Annotated in this window: 25 protein-coding genes, 1 tRNA gene and 1 pseudogene; 16 read left to right on the top strand and 11 right to left on the bottom strand. The window is 67.9% G+C overall.

The features are described 5' to 3' along the window. Positions 1-96: 96 nt before the first annotated feature. Positions 97-540 (bottom strand): protein tyrosine phosphatase, encoded by a 444-nt coding sequence (locus tag ACFXI3_RS36455; protein WP_378405842.1) that lies wholly within the window; start codon positions 538-540, stop codon positions 97-99. A 105-nt stretch (positions 541-645) separates the two neighbouring features. Between ACFXI3_RS36455 and ACFXI3_RS36460 the strand changes: the two genes are divergently transcribed. The 10 genes from ACFXI3_RS36460 (at position 646) to ACFXI3_RS36505 (ending at position 9,593) form a co-directional block, all read left to right on the top strand. Beyond that, positions 646-1,278, top strand: coding sequence for a DUF1707 domain-containing protein (locus ACFXI3_RS36460; RefSeq protein WP_344270758.1), 633 nt, complete (start codon positions 646-648; stop codon positions 1,276-1,278). A gap of 136 nt (positions 1,279-1,414) precedes the next feature. Next, complete coding sequence (gene deoC, locus ACFXI3_RS36465; RefSeq protein WP_378405844.1) at positions 1,415-2,389, top strand: deoxyribose-phosphate aldolase; 975 nt, start codon at positions 1,415-1,417, stop codon at positions 2,387-2,389. A 1-nt stretch (position 2,390) separates the two neighbouring features. Next, a complete protein-coding gene (locus ACFXI3_RS36470) occupies positions 2,391-3,824 on the top strand; it encodes an aldehyde dehydrogenase family protein (RefSeq protein WP_344270702.1) in 1,434 nt (477 codons plus the stop codon). Beyond that, a complete protein-coding gene (locus ACFXI3_RS36475; RefSeq protein WP_378405846.1) occupies positions 3,817-4,683 on the top strand; it encodes an aldehyde dehydrogenase family protein in 867 nt (288 codons plus the stop codon). The genes ACFXI3_RS36470 and ACFXI3_RS36475 overlap by 8 nt, the downstream gene beginning before the upstream one ends. Before the next feature lie 369 nt (positions 4,684-5,052). Further along, complete coding sequence (locus ACFXI3_RS36480; protein ID WP_378405848.1) at positions 5,053-5,475, top strand: hypothetical protein; 423 nt, start codon at positions 5,053-5,055, stop codon at positions 5,473-5,475. Continuing rightward, the gene (locus ACFXI3_RS36485; protein WP_378405850.1) at positions 5,472-6,098 is read left to right on the top strand and encodes a DUF3558 domain-containing protein; all 627 of its coding nucleotides are present in this window, start codon (positions 5,472-5,474) and stop codon (positions 6,096-6,098) included. Before ACFXI3_RS36480 ends, ACFXI3_RS36485 begins: the two co-directional genes overlap by 4 nt. Beyond that, positions 6,098-7,450: a hypothetical protein gene (locus ACFXI3_RS36490; protein ID WP_378405852.1), complete on the top strand. Its 1,353-nt coding sequence runs from the start codon at positions 6,098-6,100 to the stop codon at positions 7,448-7,450. Before ACFXI3_RS36485 ends, ACFXI3_RS36490 begins: the two co-directional genes overlap by 1 nt. Positions 7,451-7,464: 14 nt before the next feature. Next, the gene (locus ACFXI3_RS36495) at positions 7,465-8,217 is read left to right on the top strand and encodes an ESX secretion-associated protein EspG (RefSeq protein WP_378405853.1); all 753 of its coding nucleotides are present in this window, start codon (positions 7,465-7,467) and stop codon (positions 8,215-8,217) included. A 138-nt stretch (positions 8,218-8,355) separates the two neighbouring features. Beyond that, entirely contained in the window at positions 8,356-8,595 is a 240-nt protein-coding gene (locus ACFXI3_RS36500) for a hypothetical protein (RefSeq protein ID WP_344270684.1), read from the top strand. A gap of 140 nt (positions 8,596-8,735) precedes the next feature. Beyond that, positions 8,736-9,593 carry a helix-turn-helix transcriptional regulator gene (locus tag ACFXI3_RS36505; RefSeq protein ID WP_344270681.1) on the top strand — a complete coding sequence of 286 codons (858 nt, stop codon included), beginning with the start codon at positions 8,736-8,738 and terminating at the stop codon, positions 9,591-9,593. A gap of 4 nt (positions 9,594-9,597) precedes the next feature. Here ACFXI3_RS36505 and ACFXI3_RS36510 read toward each other — a convergent pair whose 3' ends face one another. Then, positions 9,598-10,236, bottom strand: a complete 639-nt coding sequence (locus tag ACFXI3_RS36510) for a DUF4232 domain-containing protein (RefSeq protein WP_378405855.1) — start codon at positions 10,234-10,236, stop codon at positions 9,598-9,600. Between the two features lie 46 nt (positions 10,237-10,282). Beyond that, positions 10,283-10,915, bottom strand: a complete 633-nt coding sequence (locus tag ACFXI3_RS36515; RefSeq protein ID WP_344270676.1) for a helix-turn-helix domain-containing protein — start codon at positions 10,913-10,915, stop codon at positions 10,283-10,285. A 205-nt stretch (positions 10,916-11,120) separates the two neighbouring features. On the opposite strand from ACFXI3_RS36515, the gene ACFXI3_RS36520 reads away from it, so the two are divergent. The 3 genes from ACFXI3_RS36520 to ACFXI3_RS36530 are packed head-to-tail and all read left to right on the top strand — an operon-like array spanning position 11,121 to position 13,798. Beyond that, positions 11,121-12,347 (top strand): cytochrome P450, encoded by a 1,227-nt coding sequence (locus ACFXI3_RS36520; protein WP_344270675.1) that lies wholly within the window; start codon positions 11,121-11,123, stop codon positions 12,345-12,347. A 10-nt stretch (positions 12,348-12,357) separates the two neighbouring features. After that, entirely contained in the window at positions 12,358-13,563 is a 1,206-nt protein-coding gene (locus ACFXI3_RS36525; protein WP_378405857.1) for a cytochrome P450, read from the top strand. 40 nt (positions 13,564-13,603) lie between these two features. Continuing rightward, positions 13,604-13,798 (top strand): ferredoxin, encoded by a 195-nt coding sequence (locus tag ACFXI3_RS36530; RefSeq protein WP_116201635.1) that lies wholly within the window; start codon positions 13,604-13,606, stop codon positions 13,796-13,798. A 3-nt stretch (positions 13,799-13,801) separates the two neighbouring features. Here ACFXI3_RS36530 and ACFXI3_RS36535 read toward each other — a convergent pair whose 3' ends face one another. After that, the gene (locus ACFXI3_RS36535) at positions 13,802-14,605 is read right to left on the bottom strand and encodes a class I SAM-dependent methyltransferase (protein ID WP_378405859.1); all 804 of its coding nucleotides are present in this window, start codon (positions 14,603-14,605) and stop codon (positions 13,802-13,804) included. A 50-nt stretch (positions 14,606-14,655) separates the two neighbouring features. Between ACFXI3_RS36535 and ACFXI3_RS36540 the strand changes: the two genes are divergently transcribed. Next, positions 14,656-15,240 (top strand): TetR family transcriptional regulator, encoded by a 585-nt coding sequence (locus ACFXI3_RS36540; protein WP_378405861.1) that lies wholly within the window; start codon positions 14,656-14,658, stop codon positions 15,238-15,240. 1 nt (position 15,241) lies between these two features. Here the strand turns inward: ACFXI3_RS36540 and ACFXI3_RS36545 are convergent, their stop codons facing one another. The 6 genes from ACFXI3_RS36545 to ACFXI3_RS36570 all read right to left on the bottom strand — a co-directional run bounded on the left by ACFXI3_RS36545 (position 15,242) and on the right by ACFXI3_RS36570 (position 21,165). Beyond that, on the bottom strand, positions 15,242-15,811 hold the full coding sequence (locus ACFXI3_RS36545; RefSeq protein ID WP_378405863.1) for a DUF3995 domain-containing protein: 570 nt from the start codon (positions 15,809-15,811) through the stop codon (positions 15,242-15,244). Positions 15,812-15,922: 111 nt separating this feature from the next. Further along, positions 15,923-17,005 carry an ABC transporter ATP-binding protein gene (locus ACFXI3_RS36550; protein ID WP_378405865.1) on the bottom strand — a complete coding sequence of 361 codons (1,083 nt, stop codon included), beginning with the start codon at positions 17,003-17,005 and terminating at the stop codon, positions 15,923-15,925. Between the two features lie 12 nt (positions 17,006-17,017). Beyond that, positions 17,018-17,806, bottom strand: coding sequence for a carbohydrate ABC transporter permease (locus tag ACFXI3_RS36555; RefSeq protein WP_344270755.1), 789 nt, complete (start codon positions 17,804-17,806; stop codon positions 17,018-17,020). A gap of 89 nt (positions 17,807-17,895) precedes the next feature. Next, on the bottom strand, positions 17,896-18,828 hold the full coding sequence (locus tag ACFXI3_RS36560) for a sugar ABC transporter permease (protein ID WP_344270655.1): 933 nt from the start codon (positions 18,826-18,828) through the stop codon (positions 17,896-17,898). Then, positions 18,825-20,165: an ABC transporter substrate-binding protein gene (locus ACFXI3_RS36565; RefSeq protein WP_377926152.1), complete on the bottom strand. Its 1,341-nt coding sequence runs from the start codon at positions 20,163-20,165 to the stop codon at positions 18,825-18,827. Before ACFXI3_RS36565 ends, ACFXI3_RS36560 begins: the two co-directional genes overlap by 4 nt. Further along, entirely contained in the window at positions 20,158-21,165 is a 1,008-nt protein-coding gene (locus tag ACFXI3_RS36570) for a zinc-dependent alcohol dehydrogenase family protein (RefSeq protein WP_378405867.1), read from the bottom strand. Before ACFXI3_RS36570 ends, ACFXI3_RS36565 begins: the two co-directional genes overlap by 8 nt. Before the next feature lie 185 nt (positions 21,166-21,350). Here ACFXI3_RS36570 and ACFXI3_RS36575 point away from each other — a divergent pair. Further along, a pseudogene (locus ACFXI3_RS36575) lies at positions 21,351-22,274 on the top strand (sugar-binding transcriptional regulator); the annotation flags it as partial. Next, a tRNA-Asn gene (locus tag ACFXI3_RS36580) sits at positions 22,229-22,311 on the top strand. The pseudogene ACFXI3_RS36575 and the gene ACFXI3_RS36580, both read left to right, overlap by 46 nt. Position 22,312: 1 nt before the next feature. Here ACFXI3_RS36580 and ACFXI3_RS36585 read toward each other — a convergent pair. Further along, on the bottom strand, positions 22,313-22,630 hold the full coding sequence (locus ACFXI3_RS36585; protein WP_344270649.1) for a helix-turn-helix domain-containing protein: 318 nt from the start codon (positions 22,628-22,630) through the stop codon (positions 22,313-22,315). Positions 22,631-22,664: the final 34 nt, after the last annotated feature.

The following is a 22,664-nucleotide window of genomic DNA, read 5'->3' on the forward strand; positions in this document are numbered from 1 at the left end:
TTGACAAGCACCCCCAGACCGTCAGCACAATCAAGCTTCGGGGTGCCCCACGCACGCCCGTGCGCAATGTCGCCGCCAGGCGACGAGCCGAACCCCCTACCGAGACTCAGCAAACCACCGAACCCACCGCCGCTGCCAAGGCGTCTCAACCGCCCGCGGATGATGCTCCGCCCGAACCCACTCCACAGCCTCCCGAGCCCCCACCCCACCCAACGTCACCAAACAAGCCAACACAGTCCCACTACGCCCAACCCCACCAAGACAAGCCACCTCCACCGCCTCCCCCGCAACCGCCCGCGCATGCAACCCCAAAATCTCCCGCCGAGCCCCCTCCCGATCCCTCGGCAACAGAAAGTCCGGCCACAGCACCCACCGCCGCTCCCACCCCAACGACGAGTCGTACTTAACCCGCATCCGCCGCGACCCCAAATACAACCCAAACTCCGGCTCCGGCCCCTCCGGCTTCGGCTTCCCCAACCCCCGAGCCCGCACCCGTGCCCCATCAGGAAGCACCAAAGTCCCCACCAACGCAGAATCCATCACGCCATGATCCCCCTATCCACCGTTCGACGGACCCAAGCCAGACCCGACAGGGCTAGGCTGCCCCAGGTGAGTGAAGACCCAGCCACGCCGGGCCCGGACCAGATGCGCGTGTCGGACGCCGATCGGGAGCAGGTCGCGCAGGTACTGCACCAGGCGCTGTCCGAAGGCCGCATCACGATCAACGAACTCGAAGAGCGGCTTTCCAGCGTCTACTCCGCGAAAACGTTCGCCGACCTGAAACCGGTGACCGCGGACCTGCCCGGCAGCGCCGCGGTCGCCACCGCCGCTTCGGCCTCGCTGCAGCCCGCCCCCTCGCGCGCGCTCGGGCTGCCGGACAGCCGCGTCGGCGGGCATCCCGGCTCGGCCGTGTCGATCGGCGTGATGTCCGGGGCCGTGCGCAAGGGCAGTTGGGTCCTGCCGCAGCAGCACACGACTTTCGCGTTCTGGGGCGGTGCCGAGATCGACCTGCGCAGCGCCCGGTTCGCGGAGAAGTCCTCCACGATCACCGCCGTCGCGATCATGGGCGGGATCGAGATCACCGTGCCCGACGACATCAACGTGAACGTCACCGGCATCGGCTTCATGGGCGCGTTCATGCTGGAGGACAAGTCCGGCGCGCCGCCGGCGCCGCCGACCGCCCCGACCGTGACGATCAACGGCATCGGCTTCTGGGGCGGCGTCGTGGTTTACCGCAAGCCGGCCAAGGACGTGAACGCGCCGCAGATCGAGTCCTGAACCCGGCTGCACACGGCACCGACAAAAACCGCCGCCGCCTGCCCGCGGCTGTGGACAACCGCGAGCCCGTGACCAGCTGTCCACAGATTCCGGTGAGCGCTCCGGCGCCTGCTGTCGCGCACCTACACTCAGCGGTATGACAGCTACCACCAGCCCGGCAGCGGCGCCGGAAACCCCGTCGCCGCTGACGGACGTCACTCGCGACGAAGCGAGCCTGCGGCGGTTCCTGCACGGGCTGCCCGGTGTCGACCAGGTCGGCGTCGAGCAGCGCGCGGCGGGGCTCGCGACCCGGAGCATCAAGAAGGAAGCCAAGCGGTGGGCGATCGACACCGCGGTGTCGATGGTCGACCTGACCACGCTCGAGGGAGCCGACACGCGCGGCAAGGTCCGCGGCCTCGCCGCCAAGGCGATGCGGCCGGACCCCGAGCGGCAGGACTGCCCGCGGGTCGCGGCCGTGTGCGTGTACCCGGACCTGGTGGAGACGGCCGTCGAAGCGCTCGCGGGTAGCGGGGTGCGGGTGGCGAGCGTCGCCACCGGCTTCCCGGCGGGCCGCACGAGCCGCGAGGTGAAGCTGGCCGACACCCGGATGGCCGTCGAAGCCGGCGCGGACGAGGTCGACATGGTGATCGACCGCGGAGCCTTCCTCGAAGGCCGCTATCTGGAGGTGTTCGACGAGATCCGCGCGGTCAAGGCCGCCTGCGGTTCGGCGCATCTGAAGGTGATCCTCGAAACGGGCGAGCTGGCGACGTACGACAACGTGCGCCGCGCGTCCTGGCTCGCGCTGCTGGCCGGCGGCGACTTCATCAAGACGTCCACCGGCAAGGTGTCGCCCGCCGCGACGCTGCCGGTCACGCACGTGATGCTGCAGGCGGTGCACGACTGGCACGAGCGCACCGGCGAACTGCGCGGCGTCAAGCCCGCGGGCGGGATCCGGACGACGAAGGACGCGATCAAGTACCTCGTCGCCGTGCACGAGGTCGCGGGCGAGCAGTGGCTCACGCCGGAGCTGTTCCGGTTCGGCGCGTCGAGCCTGCTCAACGACCTGCTGCTGCAGCGGCGCACCCAGGTGGACGGCCACTACAGCGGCCCTGACTACGTGACGGTGGACTGACATGGGCATCTTCGAATACGCGCCCGCGCCGGAATCGCGCGCTCTGGCCAATCTGAAAGAGCATTACAAGCCGTTCATCAACGGCGAATTCGTCGACGGCTCCGGTGAGCCGCTCAAGACGGTCAACCCGGCCACCGAGGAGATCCTCGCCGAGGTCGGCACCGCCTCGGCGTCCGATGTGGACACCGCGGTGAAGGCCGCGCGCAAGGCGTACACGTCGGTCTGGTCGAAAATGCCGGGCACGGAACGGGCGAAGTACCTGTTCCGCATCGCGCGGCTGATCCAGGAACGCTCGCGCGAGCTGGCGGTGCTGGAGACGCTGGACAACGGGAAGCCGATCAAGGAATCGCGCGATTCCGACGTGCCCACCGCGGCCGCGCATTTCTTCTACCACGCGGGCTGGGCGGACAAGCTCGGCTACGCGGGCTACGGCCCGGACCCGAAGCCGCTCGGCGTCGCGGGCCAGGTGATCCCGTGGAACTTCCCGCTGCTGATGCTGGCGTGGAAGATCGCGCCCGCGCTGGCCACCGGCAACACCGTGGTGCTCAAGCCCGCCGAGACCACCCCGCTGAGCGCGCTGGTGTTCGCCGAGATCTGCCAGCAGGCGGAGCTGCCGCCGGGCGTGGTGAACATCCTGCCGGGCGCTGGCGACATCGGAGCGTCCATTGTGGAGCATCCGGACGTCGACAAGATCGCGTTCACCGGCTCCACCGAGGTCGGCAAGCTGATCCAGCGCACCGTCGCGGGCACCCGCAAGAAGCTGACCCTGGAACTCGGCGGCAAGGCGGCGAACGTGGTGTTCGACGACGCCCCGCTGGACCAGGCGGTGGAGGGGATCGTCAACGGCATCTTCTTCAACCAGGGTCACGTCTGCTGCGCGGGTTCGCGGCTGCTGGTGCAGGAATCGGTCGCCGAAGAGGTGCTGGAGAAACTCCGCTACCGGGTTTCGACGCTGCGGCTCGGCGACCCGCTGGACAAGAACACCGACCTCGGCGCCATCAACTCGGCCGAGCAGCTGGCGAAAATCCGCGGCCTGGTCGAATCCGGCGACGCGGAAGGCGCGCAGCGCTGGACCAGTCCGTGCCCGGTGCCCGACCGCGGGTTCTTCTTCGCTCCGACGGTGTTCTCCGAAGTCCACCAGTCGATGCGGATCGCGCGCGAGGAGATCTTCGGCCCCGTGCTGTCGGTCCTCACCTTCCGCACCCCGGAAGAGGCCGTGGCGAAGGCGAACAACACGCCGTACGGGCTGTCCGCGGGCATCTGGACCGAGAAGGGTTCGCGGATTCTGTGGATGGCGAACCAGCTCCGGGCAGGCGTCGTCTGGGCCAACACGTTCAATCGCTTCGACCCGGCCGCCCCGTTCGGCGGCTACCAGGAGTCCGGTTTCGGCCGCGAAGGCGGACGCACCGGTTTGGAGGCCTACCTCAATGTCTGACCGGATTTCGGTGGCGAAAACCTACAAACTCTATCTCGGCGGGAAATTCCCGCGCTCGGAATCAGGCCGGGTCTACCCCGTCACCGATTCCAAGGGCGCCTTCCTGGCCAACGCGGCCCACGCGTCGCGCAAGGATCTGCGCGACGCGGTGTCCGCCGCCCGCAAGGCGTTCCCGGGTTGGTCGTCGGCAACTGCATACAACCGCGGCCAGGTTCTCTACCGGGTAGCCGAGGTCATGGAAGGCCGCCGCGCCCAGTTCGCCGCCGAGGTGGCCGCCTGCGAAGGCGTCGCCGCGAAGAAGGCCGAGTCCATTGTGGACGCAGCCATCGACCGCTGGGTCTGGTACGCGGGCTGGACGGACAAGATCGCGTCGGTCCTTGGCGCCGCCAACCCGGTAGCCGGCCCGTACTTCTCCTTCACCACCCCAGAACCCACCGGGGTCGTCGGGGTCCTGGCACCGCAAGAGTCCTCGCTGCTCGGCCTGGTGACGGTCCTGGCTCCCGTCCTGGCCACCGGCTCGACGGCAGTCCTGGTCTCCAGCGCGGACCGCCCGCTGCCCGCCATCACCCTGTCCGAGGTCCTGGCCACCTCCGACGTCCCCGGCGGCACCGCCAACATCCTCACCGGGCGAGCCGCGGAACTGGGCCCCTGGCTGGCCTCCCACGGAGACGTCAACGCCCTCGACCCGACCGGAGCCACCCCCGCCGACCGCGTCACCCTGGCACAGGAAGCCGCCGGGACGGTGAAGCGAGTCCTGTCCGTCCCTGACACCGAACCGGACTGGACCGCGGAGCCAGACCTGTCCCGCCTTCGGCGGTACCTGGAAGCAAAGACTGTCTGGCACCCCATGGGGGTCTGACTCCCCGATTCACCCCTGCCCTCCGTTCCGGCTAACCCCCGGAACGGGGGGCATTGTCTTTCCGGCAAGACAAACCCTGCGGCAAACACGTTTTCGTGCCTAGGTTGGGCGGCCAATCAGGAAGGATGTACGATGAGCCGCCTTGCGCCCCGCAAGCCGCAGCACCGCTTTTTCACCCGGATATTTCCGCGGTCACGCCCTCCATTAACATTCAAATTCGCGCAATTTCTCCACACTCTCGCCGATTTCCTGAGAGTCCGTTCGACCCCCACGACTTATCGTGCCCCATCGGTTACGGTGAATAGCGCCGCGAGGCACCGAACCGACCGTTGCGCGAAATGTCCATCGTGTCTTGGGGAGGGCGAGGACATGGACCAGCCTGCCGCGAACGCAGGGAAAAACTGGTTGCCGGACTTCACCATCACCGACGGCACCGGAGCATCGCCCGGCCCCGGCTTCACCATGAGCCGCGACGACGCCCGCAGCATGCTCAACCTCGCCAGGCAGGCGCGCAAGCAGTTCGGCGGAATGCGTAACCACGCGATGTACTTGGCCAGGCTGACTCCGCCCGCGGACGAGCCAGCGAGCAACGACTACAACAGGCGCTTGACCGGCGATGGCTCCCAGGAGGGCGCGTTCAGGGCAGGCCTGGCGAACGTCGACCTCATGCGCGGCTACGCGAACGAGCTTGTCCGGAAGCTAGAGCAAGCGCTCGAGATCACGGAAAGTTCCGACGAAACCGCGGCCGCTGAGGTGAAAGCGGCCGGTGACCCGACGGGGTTCGCCGGATGAACCGCCCATCACCAGCCTGGCTGCTCGTCATCGGCGGCGCGGTCGTCACCGCCGCGGGCTGCTCAGGAGGCAACGCTCCCGCGATTCCCGCTTCCTCGGCACCGTCGCCGGCCGCGGCTTCCCTGCCCTACGCGGGAGCGCCGAAGGTGGATCGGCCGCTGCCGCCGTCGGTGTTGTCCGGCGACCCCTGCCGCAACTCGCTGACCGCCGGGCAACTCAAGGAAATCCTGGGCGCCACCGATCCGCCCAAATCCGAAAACCTCCCCGCCACCGGGCCAGCCTGCCGGTGGGACCATCCAGAATCCGGTGCCGGGTTGAATGTTTTCTACGACATCCGCACCCACCAGGGCCTGAGCTCGGTCTACCAGAACACCAAACCCAAGACGACCACCTGGCGGCCGATTCCCTCGATCCAGGGATTCCCCGCAGTCGCGTTCTCGTCCTACACCGGTATTGGCTTTGACGATTCCTGCGACGTCAGCGTGGGCATCGCGGACGACTACACCGTCGATGCCGCGCTGAACCTCGGCAACGGCAAAGCCGGAAAAGCCGACCCGTGCGAGCTGACGACCAAGGTCGCCGACATGGTCATCGCGAATCTTCGGCAGCGAGCGGGTTCGTGATGGGTTTCCTGGAAATGATCGAGGACGTCGGCCACTGGGTCGGCGAGCACATCGACGATCTCGGCAAGTTCTACTCCGTCGCCCTCCGCGGCGACACCGGCGCCCAAGCCATGTCCGCGCCTGAACTGGCCGAGAAGGTGCTCGCCGGGCCGGGAACCGCTGCCTGGCACGAGGGCGCCGGGCAAGCCGTTCAGCTCGGCAGCCAGCATCACGAGGCCAGCGACTTGGTCGCCCGCATGAGCACCGGGCTGGAATCCGCGTGGACCGGCCGAGCCGCCGATGCTGCGCAGACCCGGATTCGCGCCTTGACGGAGATCGCGTCCGTGTCCGCGGCGATCTACACCACCAACGGGGCCAATCTGTCCGACGTCGCGCACGGGTTCGATGCCATGAAAACCTCCCTGCAGCCGATGCCCGGCCAACCGCCGCACTTGACCTTTCTCGATCGGGCTGCCCCTTGGGAGACCGACGCGGAGAAGGAGATCAACCAGTACAACGCGGTGGCCCAGCAGAACCTCGACCGCTACCAGGCTTACGTCCAGCACGCCCGCGCCGGCAGCCAGCAGCTGCAAACCGACTACGGGCGGCTCGACGACTTCGGCGGCCGGAGCACCACAATGGACGCCAAGCCGAAGCCGCGGCAAGGGCCCGAGAAAGCGCCGCATTTCCCCCAGCCCCGACACTCAGGACAGCCGCCGGACGCTCCTCCCCCGGCCTCCGCGCCACCGGTGAGCGGAGTGTCGGCGCCGCCGCCGGGGCCCGGCATAACGCAAGTGCCCGCCGAAAAATCCGGACCGAGCACGGCACCGCCGTCGAGAACCGGCGATCAGACGACGGCCTCCGGATGGACGCCGGATCCATCGACCCCCGGGATTCCGCCGACTGCCGCACCTCTCACCGGAACATCCGGAACATCCGGAAGCGACAGCAACGCGTGGTCGCCTGGGCCAGTCGGGATTCCCACGCAAGGCGGACGCGGGACCGCGGGCAACGTCGGCGGCCGTACCGGCGGAACCGCTGGAGGGGAAAGCAACCGCACCGGCATCCCCCGCAGCCGAACGGACGGCCCGCCCCGGCCAGGCATCGGCAGAGGGACCGGCGCAGGAGAAGAACCACGCGCCCCAGGCAACACACCGCGCGGCATAACCGGCGCCCCCGGATCCCGAGGCACCCCAGGCATGGCCGGAACAACCCCGCCCCGCGACAAAGACAAAACCGAAGACCCCCAAGAACACCGCCGCAAATACGGCCTGGACACCGACTCCGCCTTCTCCCTCACCGACGACGACGGCGAACGCACCGTCGACCCCCGCACCGGACTGCCTCCGACGCCTCCGACCATCGGCGGCTAAGGAGGCCCGCCGAGATGCCGATCCTCGAGAGACCGGTCCGGATGCCGCGGTTGGCATTTCTCGCCGTGTGGAGCCACGAGAAACTCGGCGACCCGCCCGTCGTGGTCGAGCACGCGCCGATGTTCATGACGGACGAGTTCTCCGAGAAGCTCCGCGTCCAGTCGTACGGCCTCCTCTCGAGGTTCGGGCTCGCGGCGAGCGGCGCGCCCAGCCCGCGGCTGCGCGACACTCTCGAACTGCTCGCCGAAGCGCGGCGCGAGGTGTACTCCTGGAGCGATTTCGGCAACCGGCGCGGGGACAACGGGGCGATTCTCGTCGCGGCGGCGGGGCGGGAGGCGGTGCGGCTCGTGACGGACAACCGGTCCGTGCAGCTCGAACCTGTTTCTCCGCGCGACATCGGCGGCAGTCTGGTCGATCTCCTGCCCTGCTGCGATCCCGCGAAACTCCGGCCGCTCAAGGTGCCCAAGGACTACTACGACAGCGCCTCCGCCGACCCCCTCGCTGAATCGTCGGCCAGCGCGGACGAATTGCGGCACCTGATGCGGGCCCGGCGCGACGCGGTGCACCTGATGCACGTCGCCGTCCGCGGGCCGGACGGAAGCCGGACGCACAGCACTCCGCTGTCCGCGATCGATCTCACCGGACGCGGGCGCGTGCTGAGTTTCGTCAGTCCCGACGGCGCCGGCGGGCTGCAGATCAACGTCTACTCCGGCACCCGCGCCCATCTCGTCGACGCGCTGACGCTGACGCTCGCCGAACTCGGCTGAGCGCGGACCCATCCGGCGGCAACATTTCGCGCCAACCCTCTATCCTTTCGCGAAATTCTCTGCCAACATGTGCCATTGGGGAAATTTCGACGCCCCGTGTCCGGCACAGGCGCTGTCAGCATGTCAGGAGGACTCCGCATGACCCTGCATCCCGCTCAGCCCGAAGAAGCACTCGCCCTCGAGTTCCTCGGAACCACCAGCGCGGGCGGCAACTGCCCCAACGCTTATCGCACCAACCGCGGCACGTACGTCGTCCAGGGGTACCGGGTCACCGACGCCCACGCGCTGCGGCAACTGCGCGAACGCGGCCTGCCGGACACCGAGACGGCCGTCGAAATCCCCGTCGGCCTGCTCAAGTTCTTCCCGCAGGAAGGCTGAGCACGACGACCGGCGCAGGCAAGGCAAGGGCATCTCGGCGATTCAGACGCACTAGCCGCCCAGGATTTCTCGAAACTCGACCCCAGGTGTGGGAAGATGCCATCGGGTTCGAGGAATTCCGCATGCGATAGCGAGGGCGAGTGCCTACCAGTTTCGAGAAACGCCGGGCAGAGCTTGGCGACCGCCTGCGCCGGCTCCGGGTCGACGCGGGCTACGAGACCGGAAAGGATTTCGCCAAGGCCATCGGCTGGAACGCGCCCAAGGTCAGCAAAATCGAAAACGGCAGGCAGACCGTCGGCGACGACGACCTCGACGCCTGGATCGCCGCCGTGGGCGGGCCGCCTGAGCTGGCCGAACAGCTGCGGGAGCAACTCGTCGGGGTCCGCGACGCGCACGCCAGCTGGAAAGACAAAGTCCGGGACGGACATCGCGCCAGACAAGAGGAATCCATTGCCAGAGAGGCCCGCGCGCTACGAATTCGCGCGGTCGACCTCCGAATTGTCTCCGGATTACTGCAAACTCCAGAGTACGCACGGCATACGCTGCTCGCCCACGCCCGGATCCACGGCGGCGGACAGGACATCACCGAGGCGGTCCGGGCCCGGATGCAGCGCCAGCAGATCCTCTACGAACCCGGCCGGACCATCGAACTGCTCACCTCCGAGGCCGCGCTGCGCTATCCGAACGCGCCGCACGAGGTGATGATCGCGCAGGTGCACAAGCTGCTCGCACTGCTCGGCACCCCGAACATCCGCTTCGGCATCATCCCCGCGGACGTCGTCCTGCCCTACCCGGTCACCGCGGACTTCTGGGTGGTCGACGACGTCGCGATGGTCGAAACCCCGGAGGGCGAGCACATCGCGAGCGACGCCGACCCGTACCACGAGGTCGCGGATCTACTGTGGACAGTCGCGGCCGAAGGCGACGCCGCCAGGGCGGTGCTGCTGCGGGTCCTCGATTCCCTCACCCGCGCAGCACCGCCCAGCCAAGCCCAATAATCCTTTACGCCGCAGGCGCTTCGCCGGCGGTCAGCGCGCCGACGTCGATGGTGTGGCTGTCCGCGCTGGCGTCCACCGCGCCGAAGGTCCAGTCCACGGTCACGTTCGGGTCGATCGGGTCCCCGTGCGGGTTGGAGTCGGCCGGAGCGGTCATGGTCACCGCGTTCGGCGTCTGCTGCTCGTCGTCGGACCCGATCGCGGTCCAGTGCAGCGGCGCGTACGCCGACGAACCGTTCGCGATCAGCACCGGCGGCGCGTCGGCCGGCGCCTCGTTGTTGACCAGGACGTCGTGCGCGCCGACCAGGTTGACGTCGGCCCGGCCGGACAGGACGCACCGCTCGCCCTCGTTCGCGGTGAACTGCAGCGCCGCCTGGCGCTGGCCCGCGCCGGCCCCGCCGTAGACGAGCTTGGCGCTGAACTGGTTCGCCGTGCACGGAAGCGCCGAAGAGTCCGGGCTCGCGGTCGTAGCGGCGGCCGTCCCGGCGAAGGCCGCGGCAGCGCCCCCGGCGACAGCGACGGCGATGGCAATACGGCGGATGTTCTTCATGATCTCGTCCCCTCTCGCGTTTTCCGGCGGCTCCGCACCGGCTTTCACGAGATAAGACGTCCCCGCCCGGTTCCCGATGGCCCGTTGTGTGATCACCCCTATCGGAGCAACCCCGGACGGCCCGCCGCGTCCGAAGAAAGGGTCAGATCAAGTCGTCTTTGCCGAGCGGCCGCCCCGGCAACGGGGTGACCGGACCCGCGCGCAGGCCGTCGATCATGATCGCGATGCTGCGGGCGGTCGCCAGTTCCGGCGTCTTCAGCCGGTGCGCGGGCAGCTGCCGCACGATGCGCGCGAACAGCACCGCGACGTCGCCCGCGCCCACGTCCTTGCGCAGCGCCCCCTCGGCCTGCGCCCGGACCACCAGGTCGTCGACCTCGAGCAACACCGCTTCGCGCAGGTGGGCCACCTCGGGATCGTCCTTGAGAATTTCGTGCGCCCGCTGCGAAAGCATCGCCAATTGCATCGACAGCTGCAGTTCCGCGCCGTGGTAGAGCAACTGCACCAACGCTTCCCACGCGGACGGCGCCTCCACCGACAGCCGCTTGGCGTTGTCCAGCACGCCCGCGAAGTTGTCCACCGCCACCGCGCGGATGAGCGCGTCGCGGTCCGGGAAGCGCCGGTAGAGGGTGCCCACGCCGACGCCCGCCGCGCGCGCGATCTCCTCCATCGGGACCTCGGGACCGTGGCTGGCGAAGATGACGCGAGCGGCGGCGATGATCTGGTCGCGGTTGCGTTGCGCGTCCGCCCGCAGCGGCGTCTCGGGGTCTGCACTCATAACCCGGCCTTCCCTCTTCCGGTTGGCGCGCATTCTCGCATGCCCGGCCAACTGCGCAAACGTGCCCGCAAGCCGGGCGGGACAGCAATTGTCACCCCGTTGCTAGTGGACGGCGATCCTCCACTTCGGTACCTTGGGCACTGAACCGGAATGTAATCTTCCACATTCATTCCGTAACGGGGCAAACCCACCACAGGGGGTTCAGATGACCGAAGTCGCCCAGCCCAGCCGCACCCGGCCGGAGCAGGCCGCTTTCCCCATGAAACGGACGTGCCCGTTCGCGCCGCCGCCGGACTACGACCGTTTCCGCGACGCTCGCGCGCACTACGTCGAGCTCGAACACACCGGTCAGCGCGCCTGGGTGCTGAACCGGCACGAGGACCTGCGGGCGATGCTGAACGACCCGCGGTTCAGTTCGGACCGCTTCAACCCCGGCTTCCCGGTCCTGTTCAAGGACGGCCAGCAGCGCCGTCCGAAGCTGCGCCCGTCGCTGATCGCGATGGACGCGCCGGAACACGGCCCGGCGCGGCGCAGCGTCGTCGGCGAGTTCACCGTCAAGCGGATGAAGGCGTTGCAGCCGCGCATCCAGGAGATCGTGGATCAGCACCTCGACGCGATGCTGGCCGGCGACCAGCCCGCCGACCTGGTGTCGGCGCTCTCGCTTCCGGTGCCATCGCTGGTGATCTGCGAGCAGCTCGGCGTCCCGTACTCCGACCACGACTTCTTCCAGAAGCACAGCTCGCGGCTCCTCAACCGGGAAACCGGCGTCGAGGAGCGCGGCAAATCGGTCGAAGCGATGCAGAACTATCTGTCCGACCTGGTGTCTGCGAAGGAAACCGCACCGGCGGACGATCTGCTCAGCCGCCAGATCGCGAAGAAGCGCGAGGAGGGCACCTACGACCACGACGACCTCGTGTCGATGGCGTTCCTGCTGCTCATCGCCGGGCACGAGACCACCGCGAACATGATTTCGCTCGGCACCGTCGCCTTGCTGGAGAACCCGGAGGCGCTCGCCGCGATCAAGGAGGATCCGGGCAAAACCCTCGACGCCGTCGAGGAATTGCTGCGCTACTTCACCATCGCGGAATTCGCCACCACTCGCGTCGCGCTCGAGGACGTCGACATCGCGGGCGTTACCATCAAGGCCGGAGAAGGCGTGCTCGGCCTGAGCTACGCGGCGAACTTCGACCCCGACGTCTTCCCCGAGCCCGAGCGGCTCGACATCACCCGCGGCGGCAGGCACCACGTCGCGTTCGGCTTCGGCGCGCACCAATGCCTCGGCCAGAACCTCGCGCGGATGGAACTGCAGATCGTGTTCGACACGCTCTTCCGCCGCATCCCGACGCTGCGCCTCGCCGCGCCGGTCGACCAGTTGCCGTTCAAACACGACTCCGGCGTCTTCGGGCTGTACTGCCTCCCGGTGACCTGGTGAAGGGGAAACGATGACTGCCACTGAAGAACTCAGCATGCCGGTCGCCCGCACCTGTCCGTTCGCCCAGCCGGAGCAGTACGTCCGGATGCGCGAGGAAAGCGCGCTCCACCGCGTGCAGATCCCTGGCGGCAAGCAGGCCTGGGTCGCCGCGCGGCACGAGGAAGCCCGGCAGATCCTCGGCGACCGCCGGTTCTCCTCCGACCGGTTCCTGCCCAATTTCCCGTTCCTGGCCGAGGGCGGGGCCGCGATCCTCACCAACTCCAAGCAGAAAGCCATGATCGGGATGGACGCGCCCGAGCACGGCGAGGCCCGCCGGGAGGTGCTCGGCGAGTTCACCGTGAAGCGGGTCGAGGCGATGCGGCCGCGGATCCAGGAGATCGTCGACGGCCTGATCGACGAGTTGCTCGCCGGGCCGAAACCGGCGGACCTGGTGGAAAAGCTGTCGCTGCCGGTGCCGTCGCTGGTGATCTGCGAACTGCTCGGCGTCCCGTACGGCGATCACGACTACTTCCAAGAGCGCACCATGGCGCTCATCCGCCGCAGCACCAGCATCGAGGATCGCAAGAAGGCGTCCGAGGAACTGCGCGGATACCTCAGCGGTCTCGTCGCGGCGAAGGAGAAGGACCCGACCGACGACCTGCTCGGCAGGCAGATCGTCAAGCGCCGCGCGGAAGGCAATTACGACCACGACGCGATGATCGGACTGGCCTTCCTGCTGCTGGTCGCCGGGCACGAGACCACCGCGAACATGATTTCGCTCGGCACCGTCGGGCTGCTGGAGAACCCCGGGCAGCGCGCGACGATCGAGGCCGACCCGGGCAAGACACTCCTCGCGGTCGAGGAACTGTTGCGCTACTTCACGATTGTCGAAGGCGCGACCGCGCGGGTCGCGACCGAGGACGTGGAGATCGGCGGCGTCACCATCAAGGCGGGCGAGGGCGTGCTCGTGCTGGGCTACGCCGCGAACTGGGACCCGGAGGTGTTCGAGAGCCCGGAGAAGCTCGATCTCGAACGCGGCGCGCGCCACCACGTCGCGTTCGGGTTCGGGCCGCACCAGTGCCTCGGGCAGAACCTCGCGCGGATGGAGCTGCAGATCGTGTTCGACACGCTCTTCCGCCGCATCCCGACGCTCACGTGCACGCTCCCGGCCGCCGAGCTGCCGGTGAAGAAGGACGCCACGATCTTTGGCCTGTACCAGTTGCCGGTGACCTGGTAGAGATCAGAGTGCTCCCACCACAAGCCAGGAAGAGGCCATCATGAAGATCATCGCGGACACCGGCAAGTGCGTCGGCGCCGGCCAGTGCGTGCTCACCGAGCCCGCGCTGTTCGACCAGAGCGAGGACGACGGCACGGTCATCGTCCTCAACGACACTCCGGACGGCGAACTGATCGAGAAGGCGCGCGAGGCCGTGAACATCTGCCCGAGCCAAGCGCTTTCGCTGGAGGAGTGACCCTCACGACGCGAGACGCACGGCGGTCACCTCGGCGGTCGAGTAATTCGTCGTCAGGTGGCCGCCGCGCGCGTCGATCGCGGCGGCGACCTCGGCTAGCACCTGGTCGCGCTGCTCCGGCGTCGCCACAGTGACGCCGCCCTGGGTGGCGAGCAAATCCAGCCACTCGTCGCGGCTGTAGTCCTGCGTCCAGTCGTAGCGCCGGAACTCGGCCTCGGCGAAATCGCCGGTCTCGGCCAACCCGGCCGCGGCTTTGTCGAGCATCGGCTGATAGGCGTCGGGGCTGGGGCTCTTCAGGTAGTTGCCGCTGAACGGCGAATCCGGCATCGCCCGGCGCAACGCGTCCGCCAGCGCGTGCGAAATTTCTTCCGGCGGCATGAAAACGTGCCAGAACGCGGCGAACCGGCCGCCCGGACGGAGCACTCGCGCGGCCTTCGCGGCTCCCGCGACCGGGTCGACCCAGTGCCACGCCTGCCCGGACACGAGGGCGTCGAACATCCGCCCCGCCGGGTCCCAATCCTCGAATTTCGCGACCTGGACCGGGAAACCGCGCCGGGCGAACTCCGCCATCCGCGCGTCCGGCTCCACGCCGAGCACCACGGCGTCGCGGGCGCGAAATTGCCGCCCCTCGATGCCGGTTCCGCAGCCGACGTTGAGAATTTCGTTCCCCGGGCTGGCTTCGAGGACGGCGGTCACCAGTTCGTCCGGGTAACGCGGGCGGGCCCGGTCGTAGCGCTCGGGATCGACGCCGAACGACTCCGCCATGGTCCGGTGCTGATGCGGTTCGGGACGGGGTAAAGTGGGCATGTGCCCACCATAGTGGGCAAGCGCCCACTATGGCTAGGAGGACCTTCGAGGTGCCCACCGGAATCCATCTCCGCGACGTCCGCGCCCAGCTTTTCGACGCCGCGGAAAGGGTTTTGCTGCGCGAGGGCCCGAGCGGCCTCACCAGCCGCGCGGTCACCGCCGAAGCGGATTGCGCGAAGGGCGTGCTCCACCGGCATTTCGAGGATTTCGACGCTTTCCTCGCCGCGCTGGTGCTCGACCGGATCCATCGCCTCGAAGCCCGCGCGGACGACCTGCGGCCCGGAACCGGCGACCTGGTCGAGACAGTGGCCGAAGTGCTCACCGAAGTCTTCTCGTCGGTCGCGGTGTCGATCGTCGCCCTGATCACCTTCCGAGACGAACTGCGGCACCGGCTCCGGGCCGCGCGACCGGGCCCGGGGATTCCGCTGGCCACCGACGCGGCGAACGTGCTCGCGGATTACCTTGCCGCGGAACGAGATCTCGGTCGGCTAGCTCCGGACGCGGACGTGCGGACGCTGGCTCCGACGCTCATCGGGGCTGGCCATCTGCTCTTCGCCGATCGCACCGGAGAGCCGCCGAGCGAGGAAGCGGTGCGGCAGATGGCGGCCACCGTCCTCGCCGGAGCCCTCCGCTGACTCACCCAATGCCGGTCGCGACCGCGGCCACCGACAGAGCCAACGCACCCAGCGCGCCCGCTGCTCCGTAACGCGTCATCGTGCGCCGGTCATCGCGGTTCCGGACATACAGCGCGACAGCCCCAGCGAAAGCGAGACCGCCGGCGATGAACCACGGGCCCCAGAGGTAGAGATACCAGTTGATCAGGTCGGACAGCGCGGGGTCGATGGCGACGGCTCCGGTCTTGACCAGCACACCCTGCACGACGAACAGCCCGCCGTGCCAGGTCAGCAGGATCGCCGCGGCCGCGCCGCAGAACACCATCGTGCGGCTTAGCCACCGGCCGCGCGGTTGAGTCAGGCTGACACCGATCACCGCACCGAAAACCTTGAGCAGACCGGTGATCACCAGGACAGCCACAAACCACGGCACCCGGTCCTGCGCGAGTTTGATCAGCGACGGGGACACCGTCGAGGTTGCGCCGAAGGTGTTTCCGGTCGCCCAGACGAAGCTGGGGATCGCGAACAACACTCCCCAGGCCGCGGCGGCGTAACCCGGCCATTTGCTCAGCTCGGCTTGCTTCAACGACATGCGTCAAGCGTCGCCTGGAACGGGGCGGAGGGGATCGGACGCGAGGGGGAAGCGCCTCCCCCGTGAGAGCGAGGTGCCGGTGCCGGATGAAACCAGCACCGGCACTTCCGCTCAGCCCAGCCGCAGCGTTGTCTTCGGGTCGAACGCGTGCGTCTCGCCCTCGCCGCGCAACGCCACCCGAACGTTGTCGCCGATGCGCGGCGGCGTCCGTCCGTCGACCCGGACCACGAACCGGTCGTCGCCGACCTTGCCGTGCAGGTACGCGTCCGCGCCGAGTTCCTCGACCAGCTCCACCACCAGCTCGAAGCCCTCGTCCGCCTCGCCGACCAGGCGCAGCGACTCCGGCCGGATCCCGAAGACGATCTCCGACAGCCCGGCCGCCGCTGTCCGCACCGCAGTGGGCAGCGGCACCACCAGGTCACCTAGCTGCACACCACCGTCGGACAGCGGCAGCGTCGCCAGGTTCATCGCCGGCGACCCGATGAACCCGGCCACGAACGAATTCGCCGGTTTCTCGTACAGCGACCGCGGCGCGTCGCATTGCTGCAGCACGCCGTCCTTCAGCACGGCCACCCGGTCGCCCATCGTCATGGCCTCGACCTGGTCGTGGGTCACGTAGATGGTCGTCGTGCCGAGCCGTTGCTGCAGTTTCGCGATGTTGGCTCGGGTTTCGACGCGCAATTTCGCGTCCAAATTGGACAGTGGTTCGTCCATCAGGAACACGCTCGGCTCGCGCACGATCGCCCGGCCCATCGCGACCCGCTGCCGCTGCCCGCCGGACAACGCCTTCGGCTTGCGGTCGAGAAAACGGGACAGGTCGAGCATCGTGGCGGCCTCGTCGACCCGCTTCTTGATGTCGGCGGCCGAGAAACCGCGCAATTTCAACGCGAAACCCATGTTGTCGGCGACCGTCATGTGCGGGTACAGCGCGTAGGACTGGAACACCATCGCGATGTCGCGGTCCTTCGGCGGCAGGTCGGTGACGTCGCGGTCGCCGATCCGGATCGCGCCCTCGTTGACGTCCTCCAGCCCGGCGAGCATCCGCAGCGCGGTGGACTTGCCCGACCCGGACGGTCCGACGAGCACGAGAAATTCGCCGTCCGGAACTTCGAGGCTCAACTGGTCGACCGCGCGGACGCCCGGGTTGCCGGGATAGACGCGCGACGCCTTGTCGTAGATCACTTCAGCGGACATCTGCGTTCTCCCTTACTTCACAGCGCCCATGGAAAGCCCGCGCACCAGGTGGTTCTGCGCGATCCAGCCCACGATCATCACCGGCAGCGAGGCCAGCAGCGCGGCGGCGGACAACTGGGCCCAGTACAAGCCCTCGCTGGTGATGAAGCCGACCAGGAACACCGGCACCGTGCCGGCCCGGGCGGCGGTGAGGTTGACCGCGTAGAAGAACTCCGTCCAGGAGAAGATCACGCAGATCAGCGCGGTCGCCGCGATGCCGGGCGCGACCACCGGCATGATGATCTTGCGCAGCAGCGTCGGCAGGTTCGCCCCGTCGATCCGCGCCGCCTCGATCATTTCGCCGGGCACTTCCAGGAAGAACGACCGCATCATCCAGATCGCCAGCGGCAGGTTCATCGCGGTGTACAGAATGATCAGCGCCCACACCGTGTCCAGCAGGTTTGTGTTCTGCGAGATCACGTACAGCGGGATGATCGCCGCGACGATCGGCAGCATTTTGGTCGACAGGAAGAAGCCCAGCGCGTTCTTCGTGCCCTTCACCGGGGCCAGCGACAGCGCGTAGGCGGCCGGGATTCCCAGCAGCAGCACGAGCAGCGTCGAAATCACCGTGACGAACGCCGAATTTCCCAGGTACGGCAGGAAGCCGCTGTTGAGCACGCCGGAGATTTGGTCGAACGTCGGGCTGAAGAACAGCTTCGGCGGATCGGTGTAGGCGTCGTTTTCCTGTTTGAACGCGGTGAGAATCATCCACAGCAACGGGAAAACGAAGAGGATCGCGATGATCCAGGTCGCGACGGTCAGCGTGCCCGGGCCGTAGCGGCGCTTCGTCTTGCGCGGCGGAGGCGGCGCGGTGTCGGTGGCGGCGGGCGAGGCGGTGGCGGTTGCGGTGCTCACTTGACTCCTCCGTCCACGGAGAACGCGCGGAACATCAGCCGCAGCGCGAAGGTCGCGACGATCATCGTCAGGATGACCACCACGACGCCCATCGCGGACGACTGGCCGATGTCGAAGCCCTCGAACGCGCGCTGGTAGATGTAGAACGGCAGGTTCGTGCTGGCCGTGCCCGGACCGCCTTGTGTCATCAGGAAAATCGCGTCGAAGCTGTTCACGATGTAGATCGCGCCGAGCAGCGTGGCCAACTGCAGGAAGCGCGACAGGTGCGGCAGCGTGATCGAGACGAAGGTGCGCCAGCGGCTCGCGCCGTCCACCGACGCCGCCTCCAGCACCTCCTTCGACTGGCTCTGCAGCCCGGCGAGGATCAGCAGCGTCATGAACGGCGTCCACTGCCAGATGATCTGCGCCATCACCGCGGCCATCGGGAACTGCGAAAGCCAGTCGGTGTCCGTGCCGAACACGAAGTGCAGCAACCCGAAACTCGGGTCGAACACCGTCGTCTTCCACAGCAGCGCGCCGGCGGCCGGGAGAATCAGGAACGGCGTGATCAGCAGCGTGCGGACGAATCCGCGGCCGAAGAACTTCCGGTCGAGCAGCACCGCGAGCCCGAGTCCGAGCAGCAGCGAGAGGAACACGCAGACCACGGTCAGCACCACCGTGTTCAGCAGTGCGCCGAGGAACGTCGTGTCGGTGAAGACGTCGACGTAGTTGCGGAAGCCGACGAAATGCCGCGAGCCCGGGCGCACCAGGTTCCACGACTGGAACGAGTAGAACAAGGTGAGCAGGAACGGAATCTGCGTCACCGCGATCACGAAGATCAACGCGGGCAGCAGCGGAAGCCGCCGTTTCCCGGTCGAGCCGGTCACTTTCTTCGCAGCGGGCTTCGCGGTCGCCGGCGCGGTTCCGGCGGGGACGGAGAGGGTGCTCATCGCTGCACCTCCTGATAGGACTTTCCGACGGATTCCGCGTATTTCTGCGATTGCGCGAGCGCGTCGGCGACGGAGGTCTGACCGGCGATCGCGGCGGACAGCTGCTGGCTCACCCGGGTGCCGAGGTCCTGGAACTCCGGGATCCCGACGAACTGGATGCCCGGGTACGGCACCGGGTTCACCATCGTCTTCTGCTGGTTGGCCGCCGCGATGCCGTCCAAAGTGGGCTGGGCGTAGGCTTTCGCGGCTTCCTTGTACTGCGGGATCTCATAGGTCGACTTGCGCGTGCCCGGCGGCACCCGGTTCCACCCGTAGGTCTCGCCGACCTTCTTCGCGTACTCCTTGTTCGTCATCCACGCCATGAACTTCCAGGCGTCGTCCTTGTTCTTGCCGACCTTCGGAATGCCCAGCGACCAGGTGTAGAGCCAGCCGCTCGCCTGCGTCTTCTCCACCGGCGCGGCGACGTAGCCGTTCTTGCCGCCGACGTGGCTGGTCTTCGGGTCTTCCGTGGTGCCGGTCATCGACGTGGCGTCGTACCACATCGCGGCGTTGCCCTGCGCGTATTTCGTGCCGCATTCGGTGAACCCGGCGCTGGAGGCGCCGACCTCGCCGTGGTCGCGCAGCAGGTTCACGTAGAAGTTCGCCGCCTGGGTGAACTCCGGGCTGGTCAGCTTCGCGTTCCAGTCCTTGTCGAACCATTGCCCGCCAAAGGTGTTCGCCATCGTGGTGAACGGCGCTAGGCTCTCGCCCCAACCCGGCTTGCCGCGCAGGCAGATTCCGGCGATACCAGCCTTCTTGTCGTCGAGTTTCGCGGCGAAACCGGCGATCTGCTGCCACGTCGGATGCGCCGGCATGTCCAGCCCGGCCTTCTGAAACAGGTCCTTGCGATAGACCACAAAGGACGATTCGCCGTAGAACGGCACCGCGTACATCTGGTTCTGATACGACAGCGACTGCCGGATGCTCGGGATGAAGTCGGCCTCGTCGTAGCCCGGCGTCGCCTTCATGTGCGGTTCGAGGTTCTCCAGCCAGCCGTTGGCCGCCCATTGCGGAGCCTCGTAATTGCTGATCATCACCACGTCGAACTCGCCGCCCTGGGTGGCGGTGGACGCGGTGATCTTCGCCCTCGCCTCGTTTTCCGGCAGGGAGACGAATTTGAGCTTGATCCCGGGGTTGGCCTGCTCGAACTCGCCCTTGAGCGAGATGGCGTCCTTCATCTGCGGATTGGACACGATCGCGACGACCAGTGTCCGCCCGCCGGTGCCGAGCGCCCCGGCTCCGGCGCATCCCGTCACTAACAACGCTGTCGCGGCAAGGAGGCACAGGAGTTTACGCACCGCCACCACCTCCGGGCAGCACCTGGATCTTGAGGCCGGATCCGCTGCGCATCTTCGCGAGCGCTTCGGGGTACTGCTCGAGCGGAAGGGTGTCGGTGATCAGCGTTTCGGTGTCGATGTAGCCGTTCGCGACGAGGTCGAGCGCGTTGCCGTAGCTGTTCAGCACGGCCATCGAACCGACGACGGTGATTTCGTCGTTGTAGATGCGGAACGGCGAAAGCGAAATCCGAGCCTCAGCCGGGGCGACGCCGAACACGAGCAACCGGCCACCGCGGTGAAGCGCGTTGAACGCGGCCTCGATCGCGGGTGCCGCACCAGTGCAGTCCACCGCGGCGTCGAAGCGTTCATCGTCCAATTCGGACACATCGGAAGCCACCGCCGCCGCACCGAGATCGGTCGCCCTCGGCAGCCGCGCGGCGTTGCGGTCGACCATCGTCACGTGCGCGCCCGCGCGGAGCAGGAGCTGCTGCATGATCAGGCCCATCGTGCCCGCGCCGACCACGAGGAAGCGTTCGCCCGCCTCCACGCCGATCCGGCGCACGCCGTGCACCGCGCAGGAAACGGGTTCGACCAGCGCGCCCTGCTCCCAGGTCATCGAGTCGGGCATCCGGTAGCAGGTGTCGGCGGGCACCGCGACGTACTCGGCGAAGGCGCCGTTGACCGTGTCGCCGGTGGCGTTCCAGTTCGCGCAGAGGTTGCCGTGCCCGGACCGGCACGGGGTGCAGTATCCGCAGTAGATCGACGGGTCGACCGCGACCCGGTCGCCGACCTTCCACTCGGCGGGCACGTCCGCGCCGAGTTCGACGATCTCCCCGGAGAACTCGTGCCCGGGAACGATGGGATACGGAGTCGGCGGGAAATGCCCGTCGGCGATGTGCAGGTCCGTGCCGCAGATCCCGCAGGCACCCACCTTCACGACGACCTGGCGCTCCCCGGGCTTCGGATCGGGAACCTCGCCGACCCGGATCTCCCCGGGCCGGTCCACGATCGCGGCGCGCATGCGTCATCACCTTCCAAGATGCTCATTTGAGCGATTTTGACTTATGCCGTAGGTAACATGCGTAGGCATTACAGGCCCCTGCCTGCGGATCCGTCAACCGGCAAAGCTCATTTTTGCGCTATCCTGCTCATGTGAGCAGGAAAAAGGGGCCACCGCCGCTGACCGAAACGCTGCTGCTGGCGACCATGGCCAGGCGGTTCTACGTGCAGGGCGCCTCGAAACTGGAGATCGCCGACGAGTTCGGCATGAGCCGGTTCAAGGTCGCGCGGATGCTGGACACCGCCCTCGACACCGGACTGGTGCGGATCGAGTTCGACCTGCCCGCGCCGATCGACGTCGAACTGTCCGACGACATCCGCCGCGCCTACCGGCTCGACCGCGTGCTCGTGCTCGAACGAGCATCCGAGACGGAGCCGCGCGAGATCGTCCGCAAGCAGGTCGGCGCGCTGGCCGCCCGGCTGCTGGAGGAGATCGCGACGCCGGACGACGTCATCGGGCTGTCCTGGGCGCGGTCGGTCAACGCGATGACCGAGGCGATCCGGACCCTGCCGCGCTGCCCGATCGTGCAGTTGTGCGGGGTGCAGGCCGGAATGGACATGCGCGGCCGCTCGGTGGAGACGGTCAGCCGCGTGACGTCGGTGTCCGGTGGCGATTCGTATCCGATCTTCGGCCCGCTCGTTCTGCCCGACCGGCGGACGACGGAGATCCTGCGGCACCAGCCGGGCATCGCGGAAACGTTCGCGCAGTTCGGAAAACTCACCAAGGCCGTGGTGAGTATCGGTTCGTGGGAGGCCGGGGAATCGACGGTGTACGACGCGCTGGACGAGGCCGAACGCGCCGCCATCGCCGCCAGGGGCGCGACCGCCGAGGTCGCCGCGCGGCTGTTCGACGCGGACGGCAACTCGCTCGGCACCGGGCTCGCGCACCACGTGCTGGCGATCAGCCACGAGGAGCTGATGTCGGTCCCCGAGGTGATCGCGATCGGTTACAGCCGCCCGAAAGCCGAGGCGGTGGACGCCGTACTGCGGTCCGGGCTGGTGTCGACGCTGGTCACCGACGCCGCGGCGGCTGTACCGCTGCTGGAGCTGGCACGGGCGAGGCCGTTGCCCTCGTGAGCGCTGGCGCCGGTTCTAACCGGCGCCGCCACTCACGAGACTCGAGTCTGCGCCTCCACCACCCGATCCCCGTACTCCTCCGCCCACCTTCCGAACCCCTCGATCGGCCCGAGAAAGCTCACCCCCAGCTCGGTAAGCCGATACGCCCCCTCCACGCGCTCGACGAGCCCGTCGCGTTCCAGCTTGCGCACCGCCTCGGTGAGCACCTTCGCGCTGATCCCGCCGATGCGCGTGCGCAATTCGCCGTGCCGCAACGGGCCGTTCTTCAATGCCCACAACACGACCGGATGCCAGGTGTTCGCCACCAGGTCGAACGCGAGCCGGGTGCGGCAGTCGGCGATGAACTCCATGGTTACCTTTCGGTTCCTGCGCTAGTCCATAACG

It is taken from the genome of Amycolatopsis sp. NPDC059235, assembly GCF_042754125.1.
GTDB lineage: Bacteria > Actinomycetota > Actinomycetes > Mycobacteriales > Pseudonocardiaceae > Amycolatopsis > Amycolatopsis albidoflava.

Coding starts and splice junctions, on each gene's coding strand:
- ACFXI3_RS36455 (WP_378405842.1), bottom strand. CDS start 540: ATGGATTCTGCGTTGGTGGGGACTTTGGTGCTTCCTGATGGGGCACGG.
- ACFXI3_RS36460 (WP_344270758.1), top strand. CDS start 646: ATGCGCGTGTCGGACGCCGATCGGGAGCAGGTCGCGCAGGTACTGCAC.
- deoC (WP_378405844.1), top strand. CDS start 1,415: ATGACAGCTACCACCAGCCCGGCAGCGGCGCCGGAAACCCCGTCGCCG.
- ACFXI3_RS36470 (WP_344270702.1), top strand. CDS start 2,391: ATGGGCATCTTCGAATACGCGCCCGCGCCGGAATCGCGCGCTCTGGCC.
- ACFXI3_RS36475 (WP_378405846.1), top strand. CDS start 3,817: ATGTCTGACCGGATTTCGGTGGCGAAAACCTACAAACTCTATCTCGGC.
- ACFXI3_RS36480 (WP_378405848.1), top strand. CDS start 5,053: ATGGACCAGCCTGCCGCGAACGCAGGGAAAAACTGGTTGCCGGACTTC.
- ACFXI3_RS36485 (WP_378405850.1), top strand. CDS start 5,472: ATGAACCGCCCATCACCAGCCTGGCTGCTCGTCATCGGCGGCGCGGTC.
- ACFXI3_RS36490 (WP_378405852.1), top strand. CDS start 6,098: ATGGGTTTCCTGGAAATGATCGAGGACGTCGGCCACTGGGTCGGCGAG.
- ACFXI3_RS36495 (WP_378405853.1), top strand. CDS start 7,465: ATGCCGATCCTCGAGAGACCGGTCCGGATGCCGCGGTTGGCATTTCTC.
- ACFXI3_RS36500 (WP_344270684.1), top strand. CDS start 8,356: ATGACCCTGCATCCCGCTCAGCCCGAAGAAGCACTCGCCCTCGAGTTC.
- ACFXI3_RS36515 (WP_344270676.1), bottom strand. CDS start 10,915: ATGAGTGCAGACCCCGAGACGCCGCTGCGGGCGGACGCGCAACGCAAC.
- ACFXI3_RS36520 (WP_344270675.1), top strand. CDS start 11,121: ATGACCGAAGTCGCCCAGCCCAGCCGCACCCGGCCGGAGCAGGCCGCT.
- ACFXI3_RS36525 (WP_378405857.1), top strand. CDS start 12,358: ATGACTGCCACTGAAGAACTCAGCATGCCGGTCGCCCGCACCTGTCCG.
- ACFXI3_RS36530 (WP_116201635.1), top strand. CDS start 13,604: ATGAAGATCATCGCGGACACCGGCAAGTGCGTCGGCGCCGGCCAGTGC.
- ACFXI3_RS36535 (WP_378405859.1), bottom strand. CDS start 14,605: ATGCCCACTTTACCCCGTCCCGAACCGCATCAGCACCGGACCATGGCG.
- ACFXI3_RS36545 (WP_378405863.1), bottom strand. CDS start 15,811: ATGTCGTTGAAGCAAGCCGAGCTGAGCAAATGGCCGGGTTACGCCGCC.
- ACFXI3_RS36550 (WP_378405865.1), bottom strand. CDS start 17,005: ATGTCCGCTGAAGTGATCTACGACAAGGCGTCGCGCGTCTATCCCGGC.
- ACFXI3_RS36560 (WP_344270655.1), bottom strand. CDS start 18,828: ATGAGCACCCTCTCCGTCCCCGCCGGAACCGCGCCGGCGACCGCGAAG.
- ACFXI3_RS36570 (WP_378405867.1), bottom strand. CDS start 21,165: ATGCGCGCCGCGATCGTGGACCGGCCCGGGGAGATCCGGGTCGGCGAG.
- ACFXI3_RS36585 (WP_344270649.1), bottom strand. CDS start 22,630: ATGGAGTTCATCGCCGACTGCCGCACCCGGCTCGCGTTCGACCTGGTG.